The following is a 24,075-nucleotide window of genomic DNA, read 5'->3' on the forward strand; positions in this document are numbered from 1 at the left end:
GTTCGCCGTGAACGACGTCAGTCGAAGCGTGATGGCCCTGACGAGCCTGGGGGTGGGTCTCGTCCATCTCGCGATCGGAGCGGGCTCCCCTCCCCTGCCCGCGATTCTCCTGGTCGGGTTCGGCGTCGCCGAACTCGCCTGGGGCGTCGCGGTCCTGGCCAGGGGAAGGCTGCTCCTGCCGAACGCCGCACTTCCGCTGGCGCTCTCGCCTCTCCTGCTCTGGGGCCTCGACGTCACCGTCGCCATCGTTCTCGGCGGAGCCGGCGCGACCGCGCTCCTGCCGTTTGGGCCGATGGCCGCGTCGGCCGTACTCAGTCTGGCGCTCGGCGCCGGCCTGGCGATCTCGAGGCGACGTGCTGCGTCGCCGCGACCGGCGGCATCCGGATCCCGCCCGGGACGTTACCTGCTCGGCATGACCCTCGGGGCGATGCTCGTCGCCGGCCTCGTCACCCCGGCACTCGCCGGAACACAGGCAGGGACCGAGGCCGTGCCCCACGGGGAACACGGAACCGAGCCTGTGAAGGAGGCACCCGGCCTGCACTCCGGGCACTAGTTGCCCGCCAGGGAACCTCGCTAAGATAAGGTCACCCTAACCGCCAATGTCGGAGTGCGATGTCGAACATCATCCCGTTCTCGCAGGAATTGCGTGAACGAACGCGAGCGAGTCATTCCGAGAGCGAAGGCGCCGACTTCATGGGCGACCTGATGACCGGCAAGGGCACTCACGACGACTACATCGCGCTCGTCGCGCAGCACTACTTCATTTACGAAGCGATCGAAAGTGCCGCCGAGCGCATGCGGATCGACCCGGTCGCTCGACCGTTCATCTCAGACAAGCTCACTCGCCTGCCCGCCATCGAAGAGGATCTCCGGTTCCTCATCGGTGAGAACTGGCGAGAGCAGATCACCCCGCTTCCGACGACCGCGGCATACGTCGCACGCATCGACGAGGTCGGAGCGACCTGGGCCGGCGGTTTCGTCGCACACCACTACACGCGATACCTCGGTGACCTGTCAGGCGGCCAGATCATCCGCACCATCATGCAGCGCCAGTTCGGCTTCGACACGAACGGCGTCGGCTTCTACCTCTTCGGCGACATCGCCAAACCCCGTGAGTTCAAGGACACCTATCGCGAGCAGCTGGATGCCGTGCCCTGGGACGACGAGGAACGCACGCGTGTCATCGACGAGGTTCTCGTCGCCTATCGCTTCAACACCGACCTGTTCCGCGACCTGGCTGCGGCCAAGGCGCAGTCGGTCGCCTGAACAACAGCCAACAGACAGCCACCCTGGCGTCTGTCGCGCCCCAATTGCAGAGGAGAAGTGTGAACCCGTTCGCCACCAAACCCTGGCTCAGCGCTTATGCGCCGGGAGTCCCGCACGAGATCGACCCGCCGGCCGGGTCACTCGTCGACATGGTGGAGGAGGCCGTTTCGCGGTTCAGGCGACACACCGCGCTTCAATTCTTCGGCGAGACGACCAGCTACGCCGAGCTGGGAGACCAGATCAGCCGCGCCGCGGAGGGCTTGCGTCGCCTCGGGGTGAACAAGGGCGACCGCGTCGCCATCGTGCTTCCGAACTGCCCGCAGCACGTCGTCGCCTTCTACGCCGTTCTCCGACTCGGCGCCGTGATCGTCGAGCACAACCCGCTCTACACCGCGCGCGAGCTTCGTCACCAGTTCGAGGACCACGGCGCCCGGGTCGTCATCGCCTGGGACAAGGTCGCCGGCACCATCACCGACTTCCCCGCAGACCTTCCCCTCGACGCCGTCATCTCGGTCGATGTGACGCGCGCGATGCCGTTCGGTACCCGCGTCGCGCTCCGCCTGCCCATTCCTAGGGCACGGGCATCCCGGCGGGCGCTGACGACGGGTTCAGCGGTTCGCGGAACGTCGTCGTGGTCGTCGCTGCTGTCGCACGGAAACCTGCGTCGCAAGCATCCGCGTCCCGAGGGAAGCGATCTTGCTTTGCTGCAGTACACGAGCGGAACCACGGGCACTCCCAAGGGCGTCATGCTCAGCCACACCAACCTGCTCGCCAACGCTGCCCAGGGTCGCGCGTGGGTGCCTGGCCTGTCCGAGGGGTCCGAGGTCTTCTACGCCGTACTGCCGCTGTTCCACGCTTACGGCATGACACTCTGCCTCACCTTCGCCATGAGCATCGGGGCAACCGTCGTGCTGTTCCCCAAGTTCGATGTTGACCTCGTGCTGTCGGCGTTCGCGAAGACGCCGGCGACGTTCCTGCCGGCCGTTCCGCCGATCTACGAGGCGCTCGCGCGCACCGCTGAACACCGGAAAGTCGACCTGTCGGGCATCCGTTTCGCGATTTCAGGAGCGATGAGCCTCCCGGTGTCGATCGTCGAACGCTGGGAATCGGCGACCGGTGGTCTTCTCGTCGAAGGCTACGGAATGACTGAGACGTCGCCGGTCGCACTCGGCAACCCGATGGGCCCCTCACGGCGGCCGTCGACCGTCGGCGTGCCGTTCCCGAGCACCGAGATCCGCGTCGTGGATCCCGAGGACCCGACCATCGATCGCGGGTTCGGCGATGCGGGCGAGTTGCTCGTCCGTGGGCCGCAGGTGTTCTCCGGTTACTGGAAGCGCCCGGCCGAAACAGCGGCCGCGCTGATCGGTGACGGCTGGCTCCGCACCGGTGACATCGTCGAGGTCTCGGATGACGGTTTCGTCACCGTCGTCGACCGGCTCAAGGAATTGATCGTCACCGGCGGGTTCAATGTCTCACCGACCGAGGTCGAACTCGCCCTGATGGGACACCCGGATGTTCGGGAGGCCGCCGTTGTCGGCATGCCGCGGGAAAGCGGTGGCGAGGATGTCGCCGCCGCGGTCGTGATGAATGACGGCGCGAGTTTCGACCAGAATGCCCTCCGCGATTTCTGCCGCAAAGGACTCACCGCGTACAAGATCCCCAGGCGCATCGTTCAGGTCGACGATCTGCCGCGATCGCTCATCGGCAAGGTGCTCCGTAAAGACGTGAAGGAACGGATGCTCGAGAGCTGACGGTTTTCGGTCAAGCGCCGGGCGGGAGCGGCTCGGGGCGATCGAACCGCATGAATCGCTCGACGTCCGGGTCGACGAGGATGTCACTGGGTCGCAGCGGCCGGGTGAGGTAGAGCCCATCGAGCGACGTCAGCCTGCTGAGCGCGACGTAGGTCTGGCCGGGGCTGAACGCGCGCGAACCGAGGTCGACGATCGCGCTGTCGTAGGTCTTGCCCTGGGACTTGTGGATGGTGACCGCCCAGGCCAGCCGGAGCGGGAACTGGGTGAACTCGGCGACGATGTCCTTCTTGAGCTGCTTCGTCGCCGCGATGTAGCTGTACCGGTACTTTTCCCACACGACGGGTTCGACTTCGACGATCTCACCGTCGAGGTCCACGTACACATTGGTGTCGATCTTGGTGACGCGGCCGATCGTGCCGTTGACCCAGCGCTGGCCTTCGCCCCCACCGCCGGTGTCGTTGCGCAGGAACATGACCTGGGCGCCGACCTTGAGTTCGAGGGTCTCGTCTGCGGGGTACGCCGACTTGCCGAAATCACCACTGACCTCGGCGTTGGCCTTCAGCGCCCGGCCGGGCAGCTTCGCCAGCGCGGCCGCGTTGATCCGGTTGACGATGTCGTTGCGCGTGGCGAGGGTGATCGTGCCGTCGTCCGGTGGGGTCCGCGCTCCCATGGTGTTGAGGGCTCCGGCTATCTGCGCGGTGACCTGTCCGTGCCGAACGGCGTTGAGCATGTATTTGAAGTCGGCGTCTGACTGCCGGTGGATCTCGGTGAGCTCGATGATGTTGAGCGTCGCCTCCTGCCAGACGCGGGCGTCGAAGAACCAGAACGAGCGGTACGTATCGGCGATGTAGTTCCGTTCCTCACCCTGCCCCGGCACCGGCGCGAGCTGGTACGGGTCTCCGAACAGAACGACCTGGACACCGCCGAACGGTTCGTGCCTGCGCTGCCGCGCCTGGCGCAGGCTCCTGTCGATGGCATCCATGAGATCGGCGTTCACCATCGAGACCTCGTCGATGACGAGCGTATCGATGGTGTTGAGAAGCTTGCGGACCTGGTCGTTCTGGTCGATGTCGTGGTCGGCGATGAGTCCGATCGGGAGCCGGAACAGCGAGTGGATGGTCTGCCCACCCACGTTGAGCGCGGCAACGCCGGTCGGGGCGCAGATGACGATCTGCTTCTCGGTCTGCCAGGCCAGGTGGTTGAGCAGCGTCGACTTGCCGGTTCCTGCCCGCCCGGTGACGAAAACGTGTTCCCGCGTGCCCTCGATCCGGTCGAAGACGGACTGCTGCTCAGGGGAGAGCTCGATGGCCGGCTGGGGGTTCGTCACGTCTACCTTCGGAATGTTCGCTGAACTATCCATCGTATTCGCCGCGGCCGCGGGAGGCGTACGCGCTGTGGAGGAGCATCCGGTTACTCCGGCGACCCGGATGAGCGAACCGGTGAGGTCGCCATAGGATAGCTGCGTGAGTCAGCCCCCCACCCCCGCCCCGATGCACCCCCACCAGAGCGCACCGCCGACTCAGCAAGAACCGTCGGCGCCGGAACAGAAGCAGTCGATGTCGGAGCGCACGCGGGCGACCATCACCTGGGCAGTCGTGGGAACGATGCTCATCGCCGCAGCCTTCGCAGCGCTCGGTGCCCTCAACCGCGACGTCTACGGCGCAGGAGCTTTCGTCGGGAACTACCTCAGCAAACTTCAGGAGAAGGATGCCGCGTCTGCGCTGCGTATCCCCGGCGTCGCTCTCGACAAACCGGAACTCAAGGCGGCCGGACTTCCCGAAACCAGCAGCAACGCGCTGTTGCGTAAAGCAGTGCTGCCGGAGATCACCGAACTCGCGCAGCTCGAAGACGTCGACGAGGGCGACGGCGTCCACGCGGTGACCTGGTCGTTCGAGAGCAACGGAACCTACGGGGAATCGACCTTCCTCGTCAAACGGGAGGGGACCCGGTTTCCGCTCATCCCGACCTGGACGTTCGAGCAAAGCCCGCTCGCGGTCGTGAACCTCGCCATCGACCACGCCTCCGTGTTCTCGGCGAACGGTTTCGACCTCGACACCCGGTCGATCAGCGGCCAGACAGCACCCTCGTTCGACAACATCGTCAACGTGCAGGTCTTCACCCCGGGCGAGTACGTGTTCGAGTCGACGAGCGAGTTCGTCAGTTCGGAACCCGAGTCGGTACTCGTCGACGTACCCAGCCGGGTTCACGAAGCCGCCGTCACCGCAGAACCGACGGAGGACCTCGTCGCCGCGGCGCAGGAGGCGGTCAACGCGGAACTCGACGCCTGTGCCGAGCAGAAGGTGCTGCAGCCCACCGGGTGCCCGTTCGGAATCGTCGTCGATGACCGCATCCAGGGCGACCCCATCTGGTCGTTCGAGGACTATCCCGAAATCTCGCTCGAAGCCGGCACCGACTCCTGGGTGATCCCGACGGTCACGGGCGACGCCCACCTCCGCGCGGACGTGCAGTCGCTCTTCGACGGAACGATCACCCGTTATGACGAAGATGTGCCGTTCTCCATGATCGGAAACGCGTACGTCATGTCCGACGGCACCGTGGAGGTCACCATCGCGGAAGACGGCAACTCCGAGCGCTAGTCCCTGGCCGCCATCCGGGCGAGCTGCTCGTTGTATTCCCTGAGTTCGGCGTCATCCGTCCTGTCGGCATTGCGGTCGTGCCGCTTCTGCTCACGTGTGTCCGACCGGCTCCACTGAATAGCGACGGTGATGGCGAGAGCAATTGTCGGCAGTTCACCCAGGCTCCAGGCGATACCACCGCCGATCTGCTGGTCGACCATAGGCGGAGGACCCCAGGTGCGGCCCATCGCTCCGAACCAGTCGGCGAGGAACAGCCCGACATTGGACATGATGGCGAGACCGAAGAACGCGTGCGCGGCCATGGTCGCGAGTAGAAGCAGTAGTCGCAACGGGTACGACAGCCGGTACGGGACCGGGTCCACCCCGATGAGCGACTGAACGAACAGGTAGCCGGTGAGCACGAAGTGCACGATCATCCACTCGTGCCCGATGTGGTCGGTCATCGCCCACCGCAACAGCGGTGAGTAGTAGAAGATCCACAGCGACCCGGCAAAGAGCAGGGCAGCGACGAGCGGGTTGGCGAGCACGGTGCCGAACTTCGAGTGAACGGCAAGCAGGATCCACTCGCGCGGACCGCGTGAACCGTCTTCCCGCTTCTCGACCGCGCGCATGGCGAGCGTCACCGGGGCGCCAGGCACGAGAAGGACGGGCACCACCATGGTCAGACCCATGTGGCCCAGCATGTGCACGCTGAACAGGTAGTCCTGGTACGCCGCGATGCCACCGTTCGTCAGGTAGAAGAGCACGAGGAGTCCCGCGACCCAGAAGATCGTGCGGTGGATCGGCCAGCGGTCACCGCGTCGCTTGAGCCGCACAACGCCGGCGAGGTAGAAGAAGATGCCGAAGGCCGTGACGAGCAGCCAGATCAGGTCGATGTCCCAGCTCGTGAAGTAGCGGGCGAAGGTGAGTTCCGGGGGAAGCGGTTCGCCGGTCAGCAGTTCGGCCGCGGTCGGTGTTACCGCGAGCTCCTCGGGGACCGGAGTCGCCGTTCTCGCGAGTGCGGCAGCAAGACCGGACGCGACTCCCATGAACCCGAGTTCTGCGACGACGATCCACCAGAAGTATCCGCTGATGACCTTTTGCGACGACTGCATCTTCTTGATCAGCCAGTTGCGCTGGGCTGCGCCGAACAGGCCGATCGCGATCAGCACGGCCACCTTGCCGAGCACGAGTACGCCGTACGGGGTCAGGAGCCGGTCGAGGGAACCGATCCGGAGTTCAGCACTTGCGTATCCCGACACCGCCACGACGATGAAGGCCACGAGCGCCAGGCTCGAATACCGCGAGATGACAGCAACGAGACGGCCGGACTCCAGCGTTTTCCGGATCAGGACGATGGTGACCAGACCGCCGAGCCAGATGGCAGCGAACACAACGTGAAGACCGAGCGAGGTGACGGCGGCATCGTGCCCGGCGGTCCCGGCCGCGTGCCCCTGCTGCGCCATGGGCACGAAGGAGACGAGGGCGAGCACTCCGACGAACACCATGAGGATCTGTCCCCGCACGGCGAAGCACAGAACCGTGAGAGTTGCCGCGATGAGCGTCGTTGCCAGCCAGGCCTGCCCGAGTTCGACATCGCTGAAGAACAGACCCAGTTTCGCGCCGAACTGGTCGTCGAATGTGATCGCCGTTCCGGTGACGTTGAGGAAGGTGAAGAATCCGGTGGCGCCTGCTGCGACCGTGTACACCGCTGCTCCGGATGCCGCGATGTCGAGCGCGCGATTGTATTCGTCCTTCTTCGGGGACAGGGCGAACAGCGCGAGAACAATGGCGCCGAGCGTGACCGCAGCGCCGAGATTGACGAAGAGTTTGGCGATCGGCAACCCGAACCGGACCAGAGCACCGGGGTCACCGATGGGTCGTTCGTTTGCTCCACCGCCGTAGGCCAGCCCGATCAGAAGAACCAGGAGGGCGACGGCGACGAGGAGGGCAGGGCCGACGATCCGGGTTACTCGAAGCACGACTCCAGCCTACGGTGCAGCATGCCCGCCAACCTCCGGGACCGCTGATGGTCGATGGAGCCGTTAACGACAGAAGGGGGATGCCACGCTATGCGCGGCATCCCCCGTCGAAGTCGACTACTTTGCGGCAGCCTTGAGCTTCGATCCAGCCGAAACCTTGACCGAGTGACCGGCAGGAATCTGGATCTCGGCGCCGGTCTGCGGGTTGCGACCGGTGCGGGCTGCGCGGGCGGTGCGCTCGACAGCGAGCCATCCCGGAATGGTGACCTTGACGTCGTTGCTGACGGAGTCAGCGAGAACGGCGAACAGCGAGTCGAGGACGCCGCCTACGGTCGCCTGGCTCTGGTTCGTCTCTGATGCGATCTTTGCAACGAGCTCGGTCTTGTTAAGCGACTTATCAGCCATTGAGTTGTCCTCCTCGGACTTTGCTTTCTACAGCCTGTTTCATTACGTGCCCGAGCCGATACTGCACACGAGCCGGTCTGTCTGACCGCCTCGAATGTACCAGAGTTCCGCATGATCTCGCGGAAATACGGGCCATGTGGCCGGTTTTTCTCCGGCGTGTCACAGCATCAGACGCTGTTTGCACCCATTTCGGGTCCAGAATCACGCCGAGAGCGAAATTCCGCGTCTTTTCGCGGAACTCGTTGTTTAACGACCAACGGGCGCCTGCCCGAAGGCAGACACCCGTTAGAACGGAGAATCTGGTGTTACCAGCTCGACTTGGTGATGCCGGGCAGTTCACCCTTGTGCGCCATGTCACGGAAGCGGACACGCGAGATGCCGAACTTCGAGAGGTGGCCGCGGGGGCGTCCGTCGACAGCGTCACGGTTGCGCAGGCGCACCGGTGATGCGTTGCGGGGAAGCTTCTGCAGGCCGAGGCGAGCGGCTTCGCGCGACTCGTCGGTGCCGTTCGGGTCCACGAGGGCCTTCTTCAGCTCGAGGCGCTTTGCCGCGTAACGCTCAACGATAACTTTGCGCTGGTTGTTCTTCGCGATCATGCTCTTCTTAGCCATGGCTTAGCGCTCCTCTCGGAATTCAACGTGCTTGCGCACTACGGGGTCGTACTTCTTGAGCACGAGACGGTCGGGGTTGTTGCGACGGTTCTTCTTGGTCACGTAGGTGTAACCGGTTCCTGCCGTCGAACGAAGCTTGATGATCGGACGTACGTCCTGTGCCTTAGCCATTAGATCTTCTCCCCACGCGCCAGGAGGTCCTTGACGACGGACTCGATTCCGCGAGCATCGATGACCTTGATGCCCTTGGCGCTCAGCGTGAGCGTGACGTTACGGCGAAGCGACGGTACGAAGTACGTCTTCTTCTGCACGTTCGGGTCGAAGCGACGCTTCGTGCGCCGGTGCGAGTGCGAAATGTTGTGTCCGAAGCCGGGAATGGCTCCGGTCACCTGGCAGGTTGCTGCCATGGTTCTCTCCTTCAGTACCGCAGGACTCTCGCCCTGCCCAAGATCTCTTGTCGGCACACGCAAACCACCCGCATTTCACTACAGGGGGGTTGTTTGTGCGATCCGAGTGGGAGGTGCCCACTCAGCCAAGGGTCTAGCGTACAGGAATATCGGCTCGCCCGCGAACGGGCTCAGGCGGATGCCGCGGTGCAGGCCGGGCAGAGACCGAAGATGTCGACGACATGACGGGCATCCGTGAAACCGTGATCGGAGGCGGTCTTCTTCGCCCAGACCTCGACTTCGGTGGCGGCGATCTCGACCGTGAGCCCGCAATTGCGGCAGATCAGGTGGTGATGGTGACCGGTCGACGCGCAGGCACGGTAGAGGCTCTCCCCCTCAGGGGACTGCAGGGAATCCGCTTCTCCGACATTCGCCAGGTCGGCGAGAGTGCGGTAGACGGTGGCAAGACCGATATGGGATCCGGCATCGCGAAGCCCCTGGTGCAGGCCCTGTGCACTGACGAAACCGTCGCGGGAATCGAGTGCCTCCCGCACAGCTTCACGCTGCCAGGTGTTTCTCTTCACTGTCATGCTCCACCGCCTCGCTCAGCTCTAGCGTAGCCCGGCACGGGGCCGGGTCCGGAGGCCGACGACTCGTGCGATGAGGTACAGCACGAACGAGATCGTCGTGATGTACGGGCTGATCGGCAAGGACCCGCCGATCGCCAGGAGGATGCCGCCGACGGCGGACACGAAACCGAAGAGCATCGCGATCACCGGCACGACGATCGGCGAGGCGGAGAGCCGGAGAGCGGCCGCAGCGGGCGTCACGACGAGGGCGAGAACGAGCAGGGCACCGATGATCTGGACGGAGACGGCAATGATCAGTCCGAGCAGCACCATGAAGGCGAGCGACACGAACCGGGTCGGAACGCCCCTGGCGGCAGCGACGTCCGCGTCGAGGCTGTCGAAGCTCAGGGGGCGCCAGATCAGCAGGAGTCCCACGAGCACGATGAGGCTGATGACACTCAGCCAGGTCAACTGGGGATCGTCGACGGAGATGATCTGGCCCGTGAGCAGGCCGAACTTGTTGGCGCTTCGACCCGGATACAGCGCGAGGAAGAGGATGCCGAGGCCGAGCCCGAACGGCATGAGCACGCCGATGATCGAATTCCGGTCCCGGGCTTTCGATCCGAGCAGGCCGATCGCTATGGACGCGGCGAGCGCTCCGGCCAAAGAGCCGGCGACGACATTGAAGCCGAAGAGGAGCGCGGCGGCGGCACCGGCGAACGACAGTTCGCTGATGCCGTGCACGGCGAACGCCATGTCCCGCTGCATGACGAAGACACCGATGAGGCCGCCGACGACACCGAGGATCGCTCCGGCGAGGATCGAGTTCTGCACGAGCCCGAGGAGTTCGCCGTAGTTCTCGAAGTTGAACAGGCGCGACCAGATTCCGTCGTCGACGGCGCTCGCGAGCTTCCAGGGCGGCATCAGTTCTCCCCGTGACCGTGGTGATGGTGGTGCGTCTCACTATCGGGGATCCCGACGACGACCACGCGACCGCCCGTGCGGAGAACATCGACGGGCGTGCCGTACAGCTCGGTGAGAACCTCGCTGCGCAACACCTCGTCCGGGGTGCCCTCCCGGAACTGGCCACCGGCGAGGTAGAGGATGCGGTCGACCATCCCGAGCACCGGGTTCACGTCGTGGGTGACGAAGACCACCGGAGTACCGTGATCGCGACGGCGGCGATCGATGAGTTCGGAGACACCGCGCTGGTGCTGAAGATCGAGACTGAGCAGCGGTTCGTCACAGAGCAGCATCCGGGGGTCGCCCGCGAGGGCCTGACCGACCCGCAACCGCTGTTGCTCACCACCGGAGAGGTTGCCGACGGGCTCGTCGGCGTAGCCGGATGCCCCGACGGATTCGAGCAGCGCGTCGACCTGGCGCCGTTCAGCGCCGCGGCTGACGGGCAGCCCGAACCGGTGCCCGTTCACGCCGAGGGCAACGAGGTCCCGACCGCGCATCGGAGTACCGCCCGGGATGAGCTTCTGCTGGGGGATGTAGCCGATCCGCCGGTCACCGCGGCGCACAGCGTGTCCGTCGAACCGGATTGAGCCGGTATCGAGGGCCTGCTGGCCGAGAATCGTCTTGAGGAGGCTTGTCTTGCCTGACCCGTTCGGGCCGAGAACGGCGAGGAATTCGCCAGCGCAGACGTCGAGTGTGAGGTTGTCCCAGAGCACGCGGTCCCCGAAGCCGAGCGCCGCATCCTTCAGGCTGAGAACGGGGTTGCTGGGGTGGCGGTGGCCGGTGGGGACCGCTGTCACGAGCGGAGGGCGTCCGCGATCGCGGCGATGTTCTTGGTCATCCAGCTCACATAGTCCTCACCGTCAGGAAGTGTCTCCGCAAAGGACACGACGGGGACGGCATCCTTCTCGGCGGCATCGCGGACCTGCTCGGTCTGCGGGCTGCTCGTCTGCTCATTGTAGGCGAGCAGGGCAATGTCACTGGCGTCGAACACCGCGAGGGCGTCGCGCAGGCTCGCCGGCGACACATCCGCCCCTTCTTCGATGGCGGAGCTGAACTCCTCGGGAATGACGTTGACCAGGCCGGATGCCTCGAGCAGGTACAGCGGGACGGGTTCGGTCACCGCGACGCTGGTTCCGTCGAACTCCGACTTGAGCTCGTCGGTTGAGGCGGTGAGGGCGGCGATCTCCTCGGAGAAGTTTGCGTAGTTCTCGGCGAACACGGTGGCGTTCTCCTCATCGAGATGCGAAAAGACGTGGGCGAGCGTGCTGGCGAGGGCGTCAGCCGCCGCGAGGTCGTACCAGACGTGCTCGTTGAGCCCGTCGATGTGCTCGTGCTCTTCGCCCTCTGCGTGTGCGTGGTCTTCGCCCTCTTCGTGTGCGTGATCCTCGTCACTGTGCGCGTCGACGGGCGCCTGGCCGGACAGGTCGACGACGTTCACCATCTCGACGTCGTCGGAGCCTGCAGCGTCGACGAGCGTGTCGATGAACGGGTCGTAACCCCCGCCGTTTTCGATCACGACATCCGCTTTCGAGACCGCGAGCTGGTCCTGCGCGCTCGCCTCGTAGCTGTGCGGATCACGGGCCCCCGAGTCGATGATGCTCGTCACGTCCACGTGTTCCCCGCCGATCGCGGAGGCGATGCTTCCGTACACGTTGGTCGAAGACACCACCCGGATGCCGGTCGGCTCGGCGGGTGCATCCGTCGCTGCGGTGGAGCATCCGCTCAAAACGAGGGCTGCGGCGGGCAGGAGCACGAGGGCGCGGAGTCGAGTGTTCACGGGTTCACGTTACCCGTAATGATAACGGTTATCAATCCGAGAGCGAGGAGGAACGCGAGTTGCACGCTCTCGCGGGTGCCGGGGCTGGATAACCCGCGAAGCCGGGCAACTCGCGAACGACGCTTAAGAGGTCAGTCCGTCGACGTAGTCCTGGTTGTCTTCGATCCACTTCTCGACGATCGGCGCGTAGTCGTCGCCGTCATAGTCGACGAAGAGCACCTTCTCGAGTGAGTACAGCGTGTCGAGGTCCATCTCGAAGTTCTCGATCCAGCCGGCGGCCGTCGGCGAGTTCTCGCTGAAGTCGTTCGCCGCGTAGGTGTGGTGCTGTTCTTGATGGTGTGCCTTTCGTCCGTCGCGGGGAAGCGACGCGGTGCGGGGCGAGTGCCCCCGGAAACAACAAACGCCGGGGTGAGAATTCTCACCCCGGCGTTCGCGGGTTCGTCGGGTTCGTCGGGTTAGGAGGTGAGTCCGTCGACGTAGTCCTGGTTGTCTTCGATCCACTGCTCGACGACGGGGGCGTAGTCGTCACCCTCGTAGTCGATGAACATCGCCTGGACGAGCGACATCAGGGTTTCACTGTCCATCTCGAAGTTTTCGAGGTAGCCGGCGGCCTTCGGGGAGGACTCGGCGAAGTCGGTGCTTCCGTAGCTGTAGAGGCTCTCGGTGGCGCCGAAGTGACCCTCGGGGTCTTCGAGGTTCTTGAGCGGGAACTGGGCGTAGGCGCGGTGCGGCTCCCAGAGGGTGACGACGACGTTCTCGCCCTTGTCCGTGGCGCTCTTGAGCTCGGTCAGCATCGCAGCGGTGGACGACGTGACGAAGTCCATGCCGTCGAGGCCGTAGCCGGGGATGACGTCGTTCTCCATCGCGGCGGTGAGGCCGGCGCCGGGCTCGATGCCGACGATCTGGTTGCCGAAGAGGTCGGCGTTGTCAGCGAGCTCCTCGATGGAGTCGATCGGTGCGTCTTCGTTCACGGCGAGCGTGAGCTTGGACTCGTCGTTCCACGCGCCGAGCTCGACGATGTCTTCGCCGTAGGTCTCGAGGTATGCCGCGTGGGTCTTGGGCATCCAGACGTCGGTGGTGAAGTCGTAGTCACCGGACTTCAGGCCTTCGAAGACGGGAGCGGGGTCGGCGTACTCGAGCTCGACCGAGTAGCCCTCGTCTTCAAGAATGGTCTTCCAGAGCCAGCTGGTGGCGACTCCTTCGTCCCAGCCGTTGAAGACGGCGAGGGTGAGGTCGGTCTTCTCTCCGCCGTCGGCAGAACCTGAGCCCGCCTCCGGGCTGGCGCAGCCGGCGAGACCGATCAGGCCTGCGGTTGCGAGTGCTGCGATTGCGATCTTGTTGTGCTTCTTCATGTGTTCCTCTCGTTGCTGTCGATTGGACTCAACGGCCGACGGGTTAGGGACCCGACGCCCGAAGTTTTTGGGGGGAATCAGGCGCTGGCGGCGACGAGCTGCTCGTCTTTCTGCGAAACGGATGTCTCGTCGGCGGCGGGCGCTGCGGCATCCGTCTTTCTGGTCCGCTTCCTGCGGACTCCGAGGGATGCGGTCAGGCGGTCGAGCACGATGGCCAGGATGACGACGGAGAGTCCGGCTTCGAAGCCGAGCCCGATGTCGAGGCGGTTGAGGCTTGCGACGACCTCGCCGCCGAGTCCGCCAGCGCCGACCATTCCGGCGATGACGACCATCGAGAGCGACAGCATGATGACCTGGTTGACACCGGCCATGATGCTCGGGAGAGCAAGGGGGAGCTGGATCTGGCGCAGAATGCGGAACGGCGATGAGCCGAAGGCGTGGCCCGCCTCGACAACTTCCTTGTCGACGCCGCGGATGCCGAGTTCGGTCAGGCGCACGCCGGGAGCCATGGCGAAGACGATCGTCGCGACGATGCCGGGGACAACGCCGACGCGGAACAGGATCAACGCGGGGATCAGGTAGACGAGAGCGGGCATCGTCTGCAAAAAGTCGAGGATCGGCTTGAGGATCCTCGAGGCCGTATCCGAGCCGGCCGCCAGAATGCCAAGGGGCACGCTGATGATGACGGCAATGAGACTGGCGACGAGAACGAGCGACAGGGTGTCCATCGCGTTCTCCCACTGGTTGACCACAAGGATCAGCGTGAACCCGAGAATGACGCCGACCGCGAGTTTCCAGCCCTTGGCGAGGAAGGCAAGGGCGGCGACCACGAGGATGATCACCCAGAACGGGGGCGACTGGAAGACGAGGTTGACGAGGTCGTACGCGCCGAGAAAGATGCTGCGAAGCACATCAAAAAAGGGCTGGGCCCAGCCGGTGAGCCAGTCGACGAAGTCCTCGACCCAGGTACCGAGCGGAATGCGGATGTCCATCAGTTGAAGCTTCCTTCTTTCGCGGTCTCGACATCGTCGGCGTACGCAGGGCGCGTCATCTCGACTTCGTCGGTCAGACCGGCGGTTTCGCGGAGGGTCTGGGTGATCACTTCGACGGCTACCGTCGCGGTGGATTCGATGATGTGGTTCTCACCGGTGGTGGTGGGAACGTTGGCGAGGGCTGCGAGGAGCGTCACGCGCGGAATGGCGCCAAGCAGGCGGCCCTTGTCGTCGACGACGGCAACGGGCAGGTGACTCTCCGCGGCGGGCTCGAACAGGTCGACGAGGTACTGCTCGGGTCCGACGGTCGCGGGGTCGTTGCGGACGACGGCCATGAGGTCGGGGTTTCCCGCTTTGACCTGTTTGAGCACGTCGACGTCGTGCACGACGCCGAGGAGCTTGCGGCCGTTTCCGACGACGAATGCCGAGGATGCCTGCGTGTCGCGCATCGTGCGGAGGGCGGCACGAGGTCCGGCAGATCCGGAGACGACGGACCGCGCCGGCTCCATCACGCCTGCTGCGGTGAGCACGCGTGCCCGGTCGACGTCCTGGACGAACTGGGCGACGTAATCGTTCGCCGGGTCGGTCAGGATCTCATCCGGAGTGCCGACCTGGACGATGCGACCGTCGCGCATGACAGCGATGCGGTCACCGAGGAACATGGCTTCGTTGAGGTCGTGGGTGATGAAGATGATGGTCTTGCCGAGCTCGTGCTGCAGGTCGACGAGCTGTTCCTGCATTTCACGGCGGATCAGGGGGTCGAGGGCGGAGAACGCCTCGTCCATCAGCAGGATGTCTGTGTCCGATGCGAGGGCGCGGGCCAGGCCGACGCGCTGCTGCATTCCGCCGGAGAGCTCGCTAGGCATCTTCTCTTCCCAGCCGGAGAGTCCGACGCGGTTGACGATGTTCTGCGCGCGCTCACGGCGCTCGGCGAGGGGAACACCCTGGACCTCGAGACCGTATGCGGCGTTGTCGAGGACCGTGCGGTGCGGGAGGAGTGCGAAATGCTGGAACACCATCGAGATCTTCTTGCGGCGCACGTCACGAAGTGCTTTCGCTGGGATGCCGCTGATCGCGGATCCTGAGATGGTCACGGTTCCTGCGGTCGGTTCCCACAGTCCGTTGAGCATGCGGATCAACGTGGATTTACCCGAGCCGCTGAGCCCCATGACGACGAAGATCTCGCCCTTTTTGACCTCGAACGAGGCGTCGATCACGGCGGCTGTTCCGAGGGCTGTGAGGTCGTTTCTGGCGGCGCCCGCCTTCAGCCGCTTGACGACGTCGCGCGGTTTCTTTCCGAATACCTTGTAGACGTTGCTTACCTCGAGGGCAGTGTCGGTCACGTTTTCTCCGTGCGCGCGCAGTGTCTCGCTGTCGTGTAAAACGACTGTCCCGGTGCAGGGGAACGATGTGCCACGCGGCATTCTCGTAGTTACGACCGGGTCAGGGACGAATGCACGAACCCGCACATCAAGCTGCGACGAAGACATCAGCAGCGAATCGGGGTTGTGCCGGCACAGCCATGGGGCCGTCTCCAACGTCACAGGACCATACGCCCGGGTGAGCGACATTGCTGTGTCACACCCGGTCGCGGACTAGTGTTTGGGCCGTCTTGGCCGTAACCGACCCTATCAGAGAGGGTTGGCGAAGCCGATTCGGGGGCTTGTTGCGGCCGGGGATCGCGTGGTCAGTGGCTGGCGCGCCGACGGCATCCGTTCGTAAACTGAACGTCCCGACCGCGCGACCTCTGGAGCAGATCATGGGCTTTTTCGACAGGCTATTCGGAACGCAGCAGCCCGAGCCTGAGCGCAGGCAGTATGTTCCGCAGCAGCAACGCAGTGACGACGAGATCGCCGTGGAACGCTACCGCTATCTGCTCCGCACGGCTCCGCCCGAAGCGATCGAGCAAGCGCACGAAGAGGCGTTCCAGCGACTGACGCCCGAGCAGCGGCGGTTGCTGTTCCAGCAGTTGAGTGCTGACGCTCCCGCCGGGGACGCACCGCGTGGCGATGACCCGCACTCGCTCGCGCAGGCCGCGACGCGGTCGGAGCTTCGTCAGCCGGGAACGATGGAGCGCACGATGGCCGGGCCGAGCTTCGGGAGCATGGTCGGCGGTTCACTGCTCGGCACCGTCGCCGGGTACTTCATCGCCACGTCACTCATGGGGGCGTTCATGCCCGGCATGTTCGGTGGCGAGACCGGCGGCGAAGCAGGAGCGGATGCCGGTGGCGACTACTCCGGCGACGCCGGGGGTTCCGATTTCGGCGGAAGCGGCGGAGACTTCGGCGGCGGCAGCGACTTCGGTGGAAGCGGCGGAGACTTCGGCGGCGGTGACTTCGGGGGCGGCTTCGACTTCTGATCGCCTGCGCCGTCGTCGCTCCTAGTCCAGGAGCAGTGCGGGCTCTTCGATGATCGACGCGACATCGGCGAGGAACCGGGACGCCACGTCACCGTCGACGACCCGGTGGTCGAACGACGCACCCAGGGTGGTGACGAAACGTGGGCGCACCTCACCGTCGACGACCCACGGCTTCTGCTTGATGGTGCCGAGTGCGACGATCGCGACCTCGCCCGGGTTGAGGATCGGGGTTCCGGTATCCATACCGAACACACCGATGTTGGTGACGGTGATCGTTCCGCCCTGCTGGTCGGCGGGTGGTGTCTTGCCGTCGCGAGCGGTGAGCGTCAGTTGCTCGAGCGATTGGGCCAGCTGGAGCAGGCTCATCGACTGCGCTTCCTTCACGTTCGGAACGATCAGTCCGCGCGGGGTTGCCGCTGCGACCCCGAAGTTGACGTAGTGCCGCACGATGATTTCGTCGTCGGTCCAGGTGGCGTTCACCGTGGGGTTGCGTCGCACCGCCCAGATCATGGCCTTGGCCATGATGAGGAGCGGCGACACCTTGACACCGGCGAAGTCCGTCGAGTTCTTGAGCCGTTTGATGAACTCCATGGTGCGGGTGGCGTCGACGTCGACGAAGAGCGACACGTGGGGCGCCTTGAAGGCAGACTCCACCATGGCGTTGGCGATCTGCTTGCGCACGCCCTTGACCGGGATCCGGTCCTCGCGGGTTTCGGCCCAGTCCGGTGTTTCGATGTTGCGGAACACGCTGGCCTGGCCGGCTTCGCGCACCACGTCGTCGCGGGTGACCTCTCCCCCGATGCCAGTGCCGGCGACGAGGCGCAGATCGACACCGAGGTCCTTCGCGAGCTTGCGGATGGGGGGTTTCGCGATGACCGGTCCGGACGGTGTCGGGGCGGATGCCGCCTGCGCGGCGGGCGGAGCGGCATCCGTTCGCGCGCGACGGCGGCGCGAGGTGACGGCTCCGGCATTGCCGTAGCCGACGAGCACTGCCCCTGACTTCTCTTCGTCGATCGAGCTGCGGGTGTCGGCGACAGCCTCAGCTGCTTCGGCGTCGACATCGCTCGGACCGACGGCAGCGGTGGCCGGAGCGCCGAGTTCAGTCTCGTCCGCTGCCGCACTGATGGTGATGATGGGAGTGCCGACGTCGACCGTCGTCCCCTCCTCGACGAGAATCGCGGAGACCGTGCCCTCGTACGGGGAGGGCAGCTCGACGAGCGACTTCGCCGTCTCGATCTCGAGGAGCACCTGGTTGAGCTCGACGGTGTCGCCTGGGGCGACGCGCCACGACACGACCTCGGCTTCGGTGAGTCCTTCACCCGCGTCCGGCATCAAAAACTGGAACTCGCTCATGGTTTCTCTCTTTCAGCGTACGGAGACGCTAGTAGGCAAGTGCCCGGTCGACCGCTTCGAGTACGCGGTCGGCGTCTGGCAGGAAGAGCTTCTCGAGTTTGGCTGGGGGGAACGGCACGTCGAACCCGGAGACCCGGAGGACAGGGGCTTCGAGCGAATAGAACGCGCGCTCGGCAACGGTCGCCGCGATTTCAGAACCGACCGAGACGTTCCCGGACGCTTCCTGCGCGACGATGAGACGGCCCGTTTTGCGGACACTTTCGAGCAGTGGCTCGTAGTCGATCGGTGAGATCGACCGGAGATCGACGACTTCGAGGCTGATGCCGTCGGCGGCGGCGAGTTCGGCGGCCTGGAGCAGAACGCTCACCATCGCTCCGTGGGCGACGAGCGTGGCATCCGTTCCCAGACGGACGATGCGGCTCGCGTGGAGGGGAGCCGCCGGCCCGGAGAGGTCGACCTCGCCCTTAGGCCAGTACCGGCTCTTCGGTTCGAAGAACATCACGGGATCGTTGGAGGCGATCGCTTCCTGGATCATCCAGTAGGCGTCGTTCGGGGTCGACGGACTCACGGACCGCAACCCGGCGGTGTGGGCGAAGTACGCTTCGGGGCTTTCCTGGTGGTGTTCGACGGCGCCGATGTGTCCGCCGTACGGCACCCGGATCACGACCGGCATCTGCAGCGAACCCTCGTTGCGGTTCGTGAGCTTCGCCAGTTGCGACGTGATCTGGTTGAAGCCGGGATAGATGAAGCCGTCGAACTGGATCTCGCACACGGGGCGGTAGCCACGCATCGCGAGGCCGACCGCCGTGCCGATGATCCCCGACTCGGCGAGAGGGGTGTCGAGCACCCGGTTCTCACCGAACTCGGCCTGGAGACCCTCGGTGATGCGGAACACCCCACCGAGTTTTCCGATGTCCTCACCCATGAGCAGGACTTTGGGATCGTTCGCCATCGCCTGGCGCATACCGGCGTTGAGAGCCTTCGCCATCGGCATGCTCTGGAGCGTCTTGTCGATGCTGTCGCTCACTCGGCACCACCGCCCAGTGCTGCTTCGTACTGCTCGAGCCACTGTTTCTGCTCGATCATGAGCGGGTGATCGTCGGAATAGACGCCGTCGAACATGAGCCCGATCTCGGGGTCTGCGATGGCGTGGGTGCGCTTGCGGACATCCGACGCGTAATCGCGGGCCTCTGCTGCGACGCTCTCGAAGAGCGCGTTAGCAGCACCCTGACCGCGCAGGAACGCTTCGAACCGGACGATCGGATCGCGCGCGATCCACGAGTCGGTCAGTTCCTGGGTGCGGTACTTGGTGGGGTCATCGCTCGTGGTGTGAGCGCCGATGCGGTAGGTGAGTGCCTCGATCAGCTGCGGGCCTCCCCCGGACCTGGCGTCGTCGAGGTGTTTGGCGGTGACCGCGTAACTGGCGAGAACATCGTTGCCGTCGATCTGAACGCTCGGGATGCCGAAGCCGCTTCCGCGCTGGAACAGCGGAGTTCGCGACTGCGTGGTGACCGGAACGCTGATCGCCCAGTGGTTGTTCTGCAGGAAGAAGACCTCGGGTGTCTGGTAGCTCGCGGCGAAGACCATCGCCTCGTTGACGTCACCCTGGCTCGTGGCACCATCGCCGAAGTAGACCATCACGGCCTGATCGGTCTCGGGGTTGCCCGTCGCCGTGTCTCCATCGAACTTCACGCCCATGGCGAAACCGGTCGCGTGCAGTGCCTGAGCTCCGATGACGAGGGTGTACGGGCGGAAATTCCCGTTCGACGGGTCGGACACGTCCCAGCCGGAGTGGGTGGTCCCACGCATGACCTCGATGATGCCCAGCAGGTCGACCCCGCGGACGAGACCGACCGCGTGCTCCCGGTAGGACGGAAAGATGTGGTCCTGGCTGCGGGCGGCGCGGCCGGATCCGACCTGGGCCCCTTCCTGCCCGTGGCACGGTGGCCACAGGGCGAGTTGGCCCTGGCGCTGGAGGTTTGCCGCTTCGGTGTCGAATGCCCGGGCGAGCACCATGTCTCGATAGAACTGCTCGTGATCGGCGTCTGTCAGACGGTTGAGGTACTCCAGGTACGGTTCAGCGGATGCCGTCGGCGCGACGGTTCCGTCTGTCGACAGTATCTGCACGGCAGTGGCCGGTGAGGTGTTCTCGGTTTCTGCCATTGCTCTAACCTAACCGCCTCGCGGGATGCCCCACTGGTAGCAGATCCACAATTCGTTGGGTGATCGGTAGGAGTTTCTCCACAGATTCTTCTTCACCGATGCTCACCCGGATCCCGGAGTTCGGGAACGCGCGGGCGACGATACCGCCGGCGAGGAGAGCGTCGTTGGCGGCATCCGTCGCGTCACCGGTGGCGAGCCAGACGAAGTTGCCCTGTGCCGCGGGGATGAACCAGCCCTGAGCGGTGAGCTCGGCGTGAAGCCGGTCGCGGCGGTCGGCGAGTTCGGCGACCCGGCGGAGGAGTTCATCCTCACGCTCGAGGGACGCCAGGGCGGCTGCCTGGGCCGGCTGGGTCACCGAGAGCGGGATGGCGGCGGCACGGGCGGCATCGAGGATCTCGACCGGCCCGATCGCCCAACCGACCCGGAGTCCTGCGAGGCCGTAGGCCTTGGAGAAGGTGCGGAGCACGACGAGGTTCGGGTACCGGCCGGTCAGCCGGAGCCCCTGGACCGCGTCAGCGTCCGTGACGAACTCGGCGTAGGCCTCGTCGAGGAGGACGAGCACGTCGGAGGGAACGCGAGCGAGGAATTCCTCGAACGCTGCGGCGCTGACGGTGGTGGACGTGGGGTTGTTCGGTGAGCACACGATCACGACACGGGTGGTGTCGTCGACAGCGGCGGCGAGTGCGTGGAGGTCGTGGGATCCGTCGGCGCGGTTCGGCACCTGCACGCTCGTCGCTCCCGCCACGGTGACGAGGCCGGGGTAAGCCTCGAAAGAGCGCCACGGGTAGACGACCGTGTCGCCAGGGCCTGCCGCTGCAGCGATGAACTGGCTGAGGAGCGCGACCGACCCGGATCCGACGTGGATGTTCTCGGGAGAGACGCCAGTGCGAGCGGCGAGGACCTCGCGCAAGGCGAGAGCCGAAGCATCCGGGTACCGGTTGAACGCGCCAGAGGCGACGACGGCGTCGATGACGCCGTCAAGCGGCGGGAACGGGTTTTCGTTGCTGGACAGCTTGAACGCATCCGCGGCCGCTGGTCTGCCCTGCCGGTAAGGCGGGCTGGCGAGAATTTCCGGGCGGAGCTTGACCGCGGGAACGACGGCGGGCTCGTCGGCACTTGCTGGGGTGAACGTCACGCACCGAGTCTAGACAGCACCGTTTTCCGGGACCGGCATGCTGGCGCAGTTGTCGGCACGCGCCGCCTGCCGGCCAGGGCCCTCGCGCCAGGCCGGAGCTGCTGCCATCATGGTGCGATGGCCAGATTCCTGCTCACCATCGTGCTCAACGCCGTCGCCATCTGGTTGACGACTCTCCTCGTCGCCGGCGTGAACGTGACCCCGTACCCACCGGGCGACATCCTCGCCGTCGTCCTGACCTACCTGCTCATCGCCTTCATCTTCGCGATCGTCAACGGGGTGATCGGAACCCTCATCCGGATCGTTGCTTTCCCGCTGTACATCCTCACCTTCGGCCTCATCTCGTTCATCGTGAACGGAATCCTCCTTCTGCTGGTGGAGTGGATCATGTCGCCGTTCGACTTCGGTCTCCAGACCGACGGGTTCTGGTGGGCCGTGCTCGGCGCTCTCGTGATCAGCATCCTCAACGCCATCCTCGCCTTGCTTCTCCGTCCGCAGCTCAAGGAGCGCCGCCGCCGCCGCCGGTGACCCGGGCTACGGGTCCCGGACACGTTCAGAGCGGTACAGGGCGGCGGTGCCACTCGCCCCGAAACCGGCGAGGGCATCTCGCAGCGGGTTGAGACGTGGGTCGGCGGAGTGATCGATGAGAACCGCTGTTTCGGCGTACCGCGCCATGTGGTGAGCACTCCCGAATGAAGCCCCGGGCGGAGGTCCGGACTCGTCGAACAGCGACCGGGTCACGACGACGCGTTCTCGGCCATCCGCCGGGGTTCCTCCGAGCGCCGGGGTGACGTCCTCCGCGTGCTCGACGGCGACATGGGCGATCGAGTCCGGCAGAGGGATCTGCCCGGTCGGTGAGCCGAACGTCACGACGCTCTCGGTGGAATACACCTCGGATGCCGCGATTCGCGCGGCCACGAGACCGCCCTGCGAGTGCCCGAAGAAGCTGACCGGGTCGCCGGGCTCGATACCCGCGTCTTCCATCGCTTCGACCGTCGCCTGCTGCGCGGCTGTGTCACCGCCGGCGATGCCCGCGAGGTTGCTCGACATGTCGAACGGTTCCTTCCCTCCGGTGGAGAAGTCGCTCGTCCCCGCGATGTACACCGCGTACGAAGGGTCGCCGTTCGAGGAGGGGTAGCGCTCCACCCTCACTTGCGGCTTGCCGGATCCGCTCACCGGAATCCGTGCGGCTGCGTCCGCGAGGGTGACCGGAGCAGCCACCGCACCCACTGTCGAGCGGCTCATCGACAGCGGAGTGTGCGTGTAGGCGTTGCGCCCGGCAAGGATCAGGAGCGATCCGGCCATCGAACTGAGACCCACGACACCGGCGCCCTCTTCGCCGAGGAACCGGGCTGTTTGCAGCGGCACCCCGGCGAGGCCGAGCGCAAAGTCGTCGGCGGACGAGACCAGTGTGCGCACGACCGCGACGAACTCGGGGGTGGCGAGCTCGTCGGCGTGTTCGGCGAGCGCCTCGACAACCGGTTGTCCCACGACGGCAGCGAGCCGCCTGACCTCCGGATGCTGCGACAGCAGCAGGGCGACAGCGACGGCCGGCGCCATCGGAAGGCTGCCCAGAATCAGGTTGCGGACATAAGCGCCCGCGAGGAAAGAACCGAGAGCGGCGAGGCCGGTCCAGGCATCCGTGAGGCGTCGCTCCCCTGCGGCGTAACGCTCAGCGATTCGTTCGATGAGGATCCCGAGCTCCTCGGACTCCGCTGCGACGTCCTGGAGGATGGCAGCGGCGCGTGCCAGGTCGGCTTCAGCGAAACCGAACGGAGCCGCCTCGACGGACCACTGGGTGACGCACCGGGCGATGGCCGCCTCATGGGACCAGGTGCGCGCATCGCCGGAGAAAGAGCCAAGCCTTACCGCCACGAGATACAGTTCGTCGGTCTCGACGCTAATCGCGGACCCGCTGCGAACGTCGATCTCATCGGACACGGTTGCGGTCCCCGGCGGGATATCCGACGTAATCCTTCTCGACACCGGCGGGCACGAGCGCGGACGAGACTGTGCGCGCATGGTCACGCGCCCGGTCGCATTCGGCAAGAGCCGCCTGAAGCGCGGCGGCCGCCTGTGCCAGTGCGCGTTGCAGGGCGGTGACGCGACGGTCGTACAGCAACCGAGACGGCGCCTTCCAGAGGAGCGAGGAGGCAGAATCCCGCAGAACGCGCTGGGCGTCTGTGGTCTGGTCGAGCAACTCGACAATGCGTCGGCGCTGCTCAGCGAGGAGCTCCAGTACCCGCGCAAGGGACACGTCACTCGACGTCACCCCGACGATCCCTCCTGTGTTCCCGTTCATCCGTACCTCCCGATGTCTGGAGCCGATTCCTGCGGCCCACATCCATGGTCCAGGCGTCCGACTTCCGCACAGTTCCGCGATTCTTTTCGGTGTGAACCCGGGTGCAGTCGATCGGGTGTGAGGGACTGGACCA

General features: G+C 65.4%; 26 protein-coding genes. 6 read left to right on the plus strand and 20 right to left on the minus strand.

Annotated elements, in window-relative coordinates:
- Nucleotides 1-7: 7 nt before the first annotated feature.
- Genes D9V29_RS03355 through D9V29_RS03365 form a run of 3 tightly spaced genes read left to right on the plus strand, consistent with a single transcriptional unit; the run spans nucleotide 8 to nucleotide 3,017 of the window.
- Nucleotides 8-553, plus strand: a complete 546-nt coding sequence (locus tag D9V29_RS03355) for a hypothetical protein (protein ID WP_121671910.1) — start codon at nucleotides 8-10, stop codon at nucleotides 551-553.
- Between the two features lie 59 nt (nucleotides 554-612).
- A complete protein-coding gene (locus D9V29_RS03360) occupies nucleotides 613-1,266 on the plus strand; it encodes a biliverdin-producing heme oxygenase (protein WP_121671911.1) in 654 nt (217 codons plus the stop codon).
- Between the two features lie 59 nt (nucleotides 1,267-1,325).
- Entirely contained in the window at nucleotides 1,326-3,017 is a 1,692-nt protein-coding gene (locus D9V29_RS03365; RefSeq protein ID WP_121671912.1) for a long-chain-fatty-acid--CoA ligase, read from the plus strand.
- A gap of 10 nt (nucleotides 3,018-3,027) precedes the next feature.
- On the opposite strand, the gene D9V29_RS03370 is transcribed toward D9V29_RS03365, so the two are convergent.
- On the minus strand, nucleotides 3,028-4,344 hold the full coding sequence (locus D9V29_RS03370) for an ATP-dependent DNA helicase (RefSeq protein WP_229790432.1): 1,317 nt from the start codon (nucleotides 4,342-4,344) through the stop codon (nucleotides 3,028-3,030).
- Between the two features lie 136 nt (nucleotides 4,345-4,480).
- Between D9V29_RS03370 and D9V29_RS03375 the strand changes: the two genes are divergently transcribed.
- Nucleotides 4,481-5,614, plus strand: coding sequence for a hypothetical protein (locus tag D9V29_RS03375; protein ID WP_147436211.1), 1,134 nt, complete (start codon nucleotides 4,481-4,483; stop codon nucleotides 5,612-5,614).
- Here the strand turns inward: D9V29_RS03375 and D9V29_RS03380 are convergent.
- From D9V29_RS03380 to D9V29_RS03435, 13 genes are all read right to left on the minus strand, one after another.
- Nucleotides 5,611-7,575: a bifunctional copper resistance protein CopD/cytochrome c oxidase assembly protein gene (locus D9V29_RS03380; protein WP_183084897.1), complete on the minus strand. Its 1,965-nt coding sequence runs from the start codon at nucleotides 7,573-7,575 to the stop codon at nucleotides 5,611-5,613. The two genes, D9V29_RS03375 and D9V29_RS03380, sit on opposite strands and share 4 nt — an antisense overlap.
- Before the next feature lie 117 nt (nucleotides 7,576-7,692).
- A complete protein-coding gene (locus D9V29_RS03385; protein ID WP_121671915.1) occupies nucleotides 7,693-7,980 on the minus strand; it encodes an HU family DNA-binding protein in 288 nt (95 codons plus the stop codon).
- A gap of 305 nt (nucleotides 7,981-8,285) precedes the next feature.
- Nucleotides 8,286-8,591 (minus strand): 30S ribosomal protein S14, encoded by a 306-nt coding sequence (rpsN, locus tag D9V29_RS03390; protein ID WP_090711643.1) that lies wholly within the window; start codon nucleotides 8,589-8,591, stop codon nucleotides 8,286-8,288.
- Between the two features lie 3 nt (nucleotides 8,592-8,594).
- The gene (gene rpmG / locus D9V29_RS03395; RefSeq protein ID WP_091182394.1) at nucleotides 8,595-8,762 is read right to left on the minus strand and encodes a 50S ribosomal protein L33; all 168 of its coding nucleotides are present in this window, start codon (nucleotides 8,760-8,762) and stop codon (nucleotides 8,595-8,597) included.
- Nucleotides 8,762-8,998, minus strand: a complete 237-nt coding sequence (rpmB, locus tag D9V29_RS03400) for a 50S ribosomal protein L28 (RefSeq protein WP_108392276.1) — start codon at nucleotides 8,996-8,998, stop codon at nucleotides 8,762-8,764. The genes rpmG and rpmB overlap by 1 nt, the downstream gene beginning before the upstream one ends.
- A 170-nt stretch (nucleotides 8,999-9,168) precedes the next feature.
- Nucleotides 9,169-9,567, minus strand: coding sequence for a Fur family transcriptional regulator (locus tag D9V29_RS03405; RefSeq protein WP_121671916.1), 399 nt, complete (start codon nucleotides 9,565-9,567; stop codon nucleotides 9,169-9,171).
- Between the two features lie 21 nt (nucleotides 9,568-9,588).
- Nucleotides 9,589-10,470 (minus strand): metal ABC transporter permease, encoded by an 882-nt coding sequence (locus D9V29_RS03410; RefSeq protein WP_121671917.1) that lies wholly within the window; start codon nucleotides 10,468-10,470, stop codon nucleotides 9,589-9,591.
- Nucleotides 10,470-11,306: a metal ABC transporter ATP-binding protein gene (locus tag D9V29_RS03415; RefSeq protein ID WP_121671918.1), complete on the minus strand. Its 837-nt coding sequence runs from the start codon at nucleotides 11,304-11,306 to the stop codon at nucleotides 10,470-10,472. The genes D9V29_RS03410 and D9V29_RS03415 overlap by 1 nt, the downstream gene beginning before the upstream one ends.
- On the minus strand, nucleotides 11,303-12,286 hold the full coding sequence (locus tag D9V29_RS03420; RefSeq protein WP_121671919.1) for a metal ABC transporter solute-binding protein, Zn/Mn family: 984 nt from the start codon (nucleotides 12,284-12,286) through the stop codon (nucleotides 11,303-11,305). Before D9V29_RS03420 ends, D9V29_RS03415 begins: the two co-directional genes overlap by 4 nt.
- A gap of 123 nt (nucleotides 12,287-12,409) precedes the next feature.
- Entirely contained in the window at nucleotides 12,410-12,538 is a 129-nt protein-coding gene (locus tag D9V29_RS15085; protein WP_259462882.1) for a hypothetical protein, read from the minus strand.
- 203 nt (nucleotides 12,539-12,741) lie between these two features.
- Entirely contained in the window at nucleotides 12,742-13,638 is an 897-nt protein-coding gene (locus tag D9V29_RS03425) for a glycine betaine ABC transporter substrate-binding protein (RefSeq protein ID WP_121671920.1), read from the minus strand.
- Nucleotides 13,639-13,715: 77 nt separating this feature from the next.
- Nucleotides 13,716-14,630 (minus strand): ABC transporter permease, encoded by a 915-nt coding sequence (locus D9V29_RS03430; protein WP_121671921.1) that lies wholly within the window; start codon nucleotides 14,628-14,630, stop codon nucleotides 13,716-13,718.
- Nucleotides 14,630-15,973, minus strand: a complete 1,344-nt coding sequence (locus tag D9V29_RS03435) for a quaternary amine ABC transporter ATP-binding protein (RefSeq protein WP_121671922.1) — start codon at nucleotides 15,971-15,973, stop codon at nucleotides 14,630-14,632. The genes D9V29_RS03430 and D9V29_RS03435 overlap by 1 nt, the downstream gene beginning before the upstream one ends.
- 347 nt (nucleotides 15,974-16,320) lie before the next feature.
- Here D9V29_RS03435 and D9V29_RS03440 point away from each other — a divergent pair, with 347 nt between their 5' ends.
- Nucleotides 16,321-16,989, plus strand: coding sequence for a hypothetical protein (locus D9V29_RS03440; protein ID WP_229790431.1), 669 nt, complete (start codon nucleotides 16,321-16,323; stop codon nucleotides 16,987-16,989).
- Nucleotides 16,990-17,010: 21 nt separating this feature from the next.
- Here D9V29_RS03440 and D9V29_RS03445 read toward each other — a convergent pair whose 3' ends face one another.
- The 4 genes from D9V29_RS03445 to D9V29_RS03460 are packed head-to-tail and all read right to left on the minus strand — an operon-like array spanning nucleotide 17,011 to nucleotide 21,640.
- Nucleotides 17,011-18,342, minus strand: a complete 1,332-nt coding sequence (locus D9V29_RS03445) for a dihydrolipoamide acetyltransferase family protein (protein WP_121671924.1) — start codon at nucleotides 18,340-18,342, stop codon at nucleotides 17,011-17,013.
- Nucleotides 18,343-18,370: 28 nt separating this feature from the next.
- Nucleotides 18,371-19,336: an alpha-ketoacid dehydrogenase subunit beta gene (locus tag D9V29_RS03450; RefSeq protein WP_121672034.1), complete on the minus strand. Its 966-nt coding sequence runs from the start codon at nucleotides 19,334-19,336 to the stop codon at nucleotides 18,371-18,373.
- A 29-nt stretch (nucleotides 19,337-19,365) separates the two neighbouring features.
- Nucleotides 19,366-20,505: a thiamine pyrophosphate-dependent dehydrogenase E1 component subunit alpha gene (locus D9V29_RS03455; protein ID WP_121671925.1), complete on the minus strand. Its 1,140-nt coding sequence runs from the start codon at nucleotides 20,503-20,505 to the stop codon at nucleotides 19,366-19,368.
- A 4-nt stretch (nucleotides 20,506-20,509) separates the two neighbouring features.
- Nucleotides 20,510-21,640, minus strand: a complete 1,131-nt coding sequence (locus D9V29_RS03460) for a histidinol-phosphate transaminase (RefSeq protein ID WP_121671926.1) — start codon at nucleotides 21,638-21,640, stop codon at nucleotides 20,510-20,512.
- A 117-nt stretch (nucleotides 21,641-21,757) separates the two neighbouring features.
- Here D9V29_RS03460 and D9V29_RS03465 point away from each other — a divergent pair, with 117 nt between their 5' ends.
- Nucleotides 21,758-22,168 (plus strand): phage holin family protein, encoded by a 411-nt coding sequence (locus D9V29_RS03465; RefSeq protein ID WP_121671927.1) that lies wholly within the window; start codon nucleotides 21,758-21,760, stop codon nucleotides 22,166-22,168.
- A gap of 6 nt (nucleotides 22,169-22,174) precedes the next feature.
- Here D9V29_RS03465 and D9V29_RS03470 read toward each other — a convergent pair whose 3' ends face one another.
- A complete protein-coding gene (locus D9V29_RS03470; RefSeq protein ID WP_121671928.1) occupies nucleotides 22,175-23,581 on the minus strand; it encodes a hypothetical protein in 1,407 nt (468 codons plus the stop codon).
- Nucleotides 23,571-23,942, minus strand: a complete 372-nt coding sequence (locus tag D9V29_RS03475; protein ID WP_121671929.1) for a hypothetical protein — start codon at nucleotides 23,940-23,942, stop codon at nucleotides 23,571-23,573. Before D9V29_RS03475 ends, D9V29_RS03470 begins: the two co-directional genes overlap by 11 nt.
- Between the last annotated feature and the right edge of the window lie 133 nt (nucleotides 23,943-24,075).

It is taken from the genome of Mycetocola manganoxydans (assembly GCF_003667545.1).
In the GTDB taxonomy this organism is placed as follows: domain Bacteria; phylum Actinomycetota; class Actinomycetes; order Actinomycetales; family Microbacteriaceae; genus Mycetocola_A; species Mycetocola_A manganoxydans.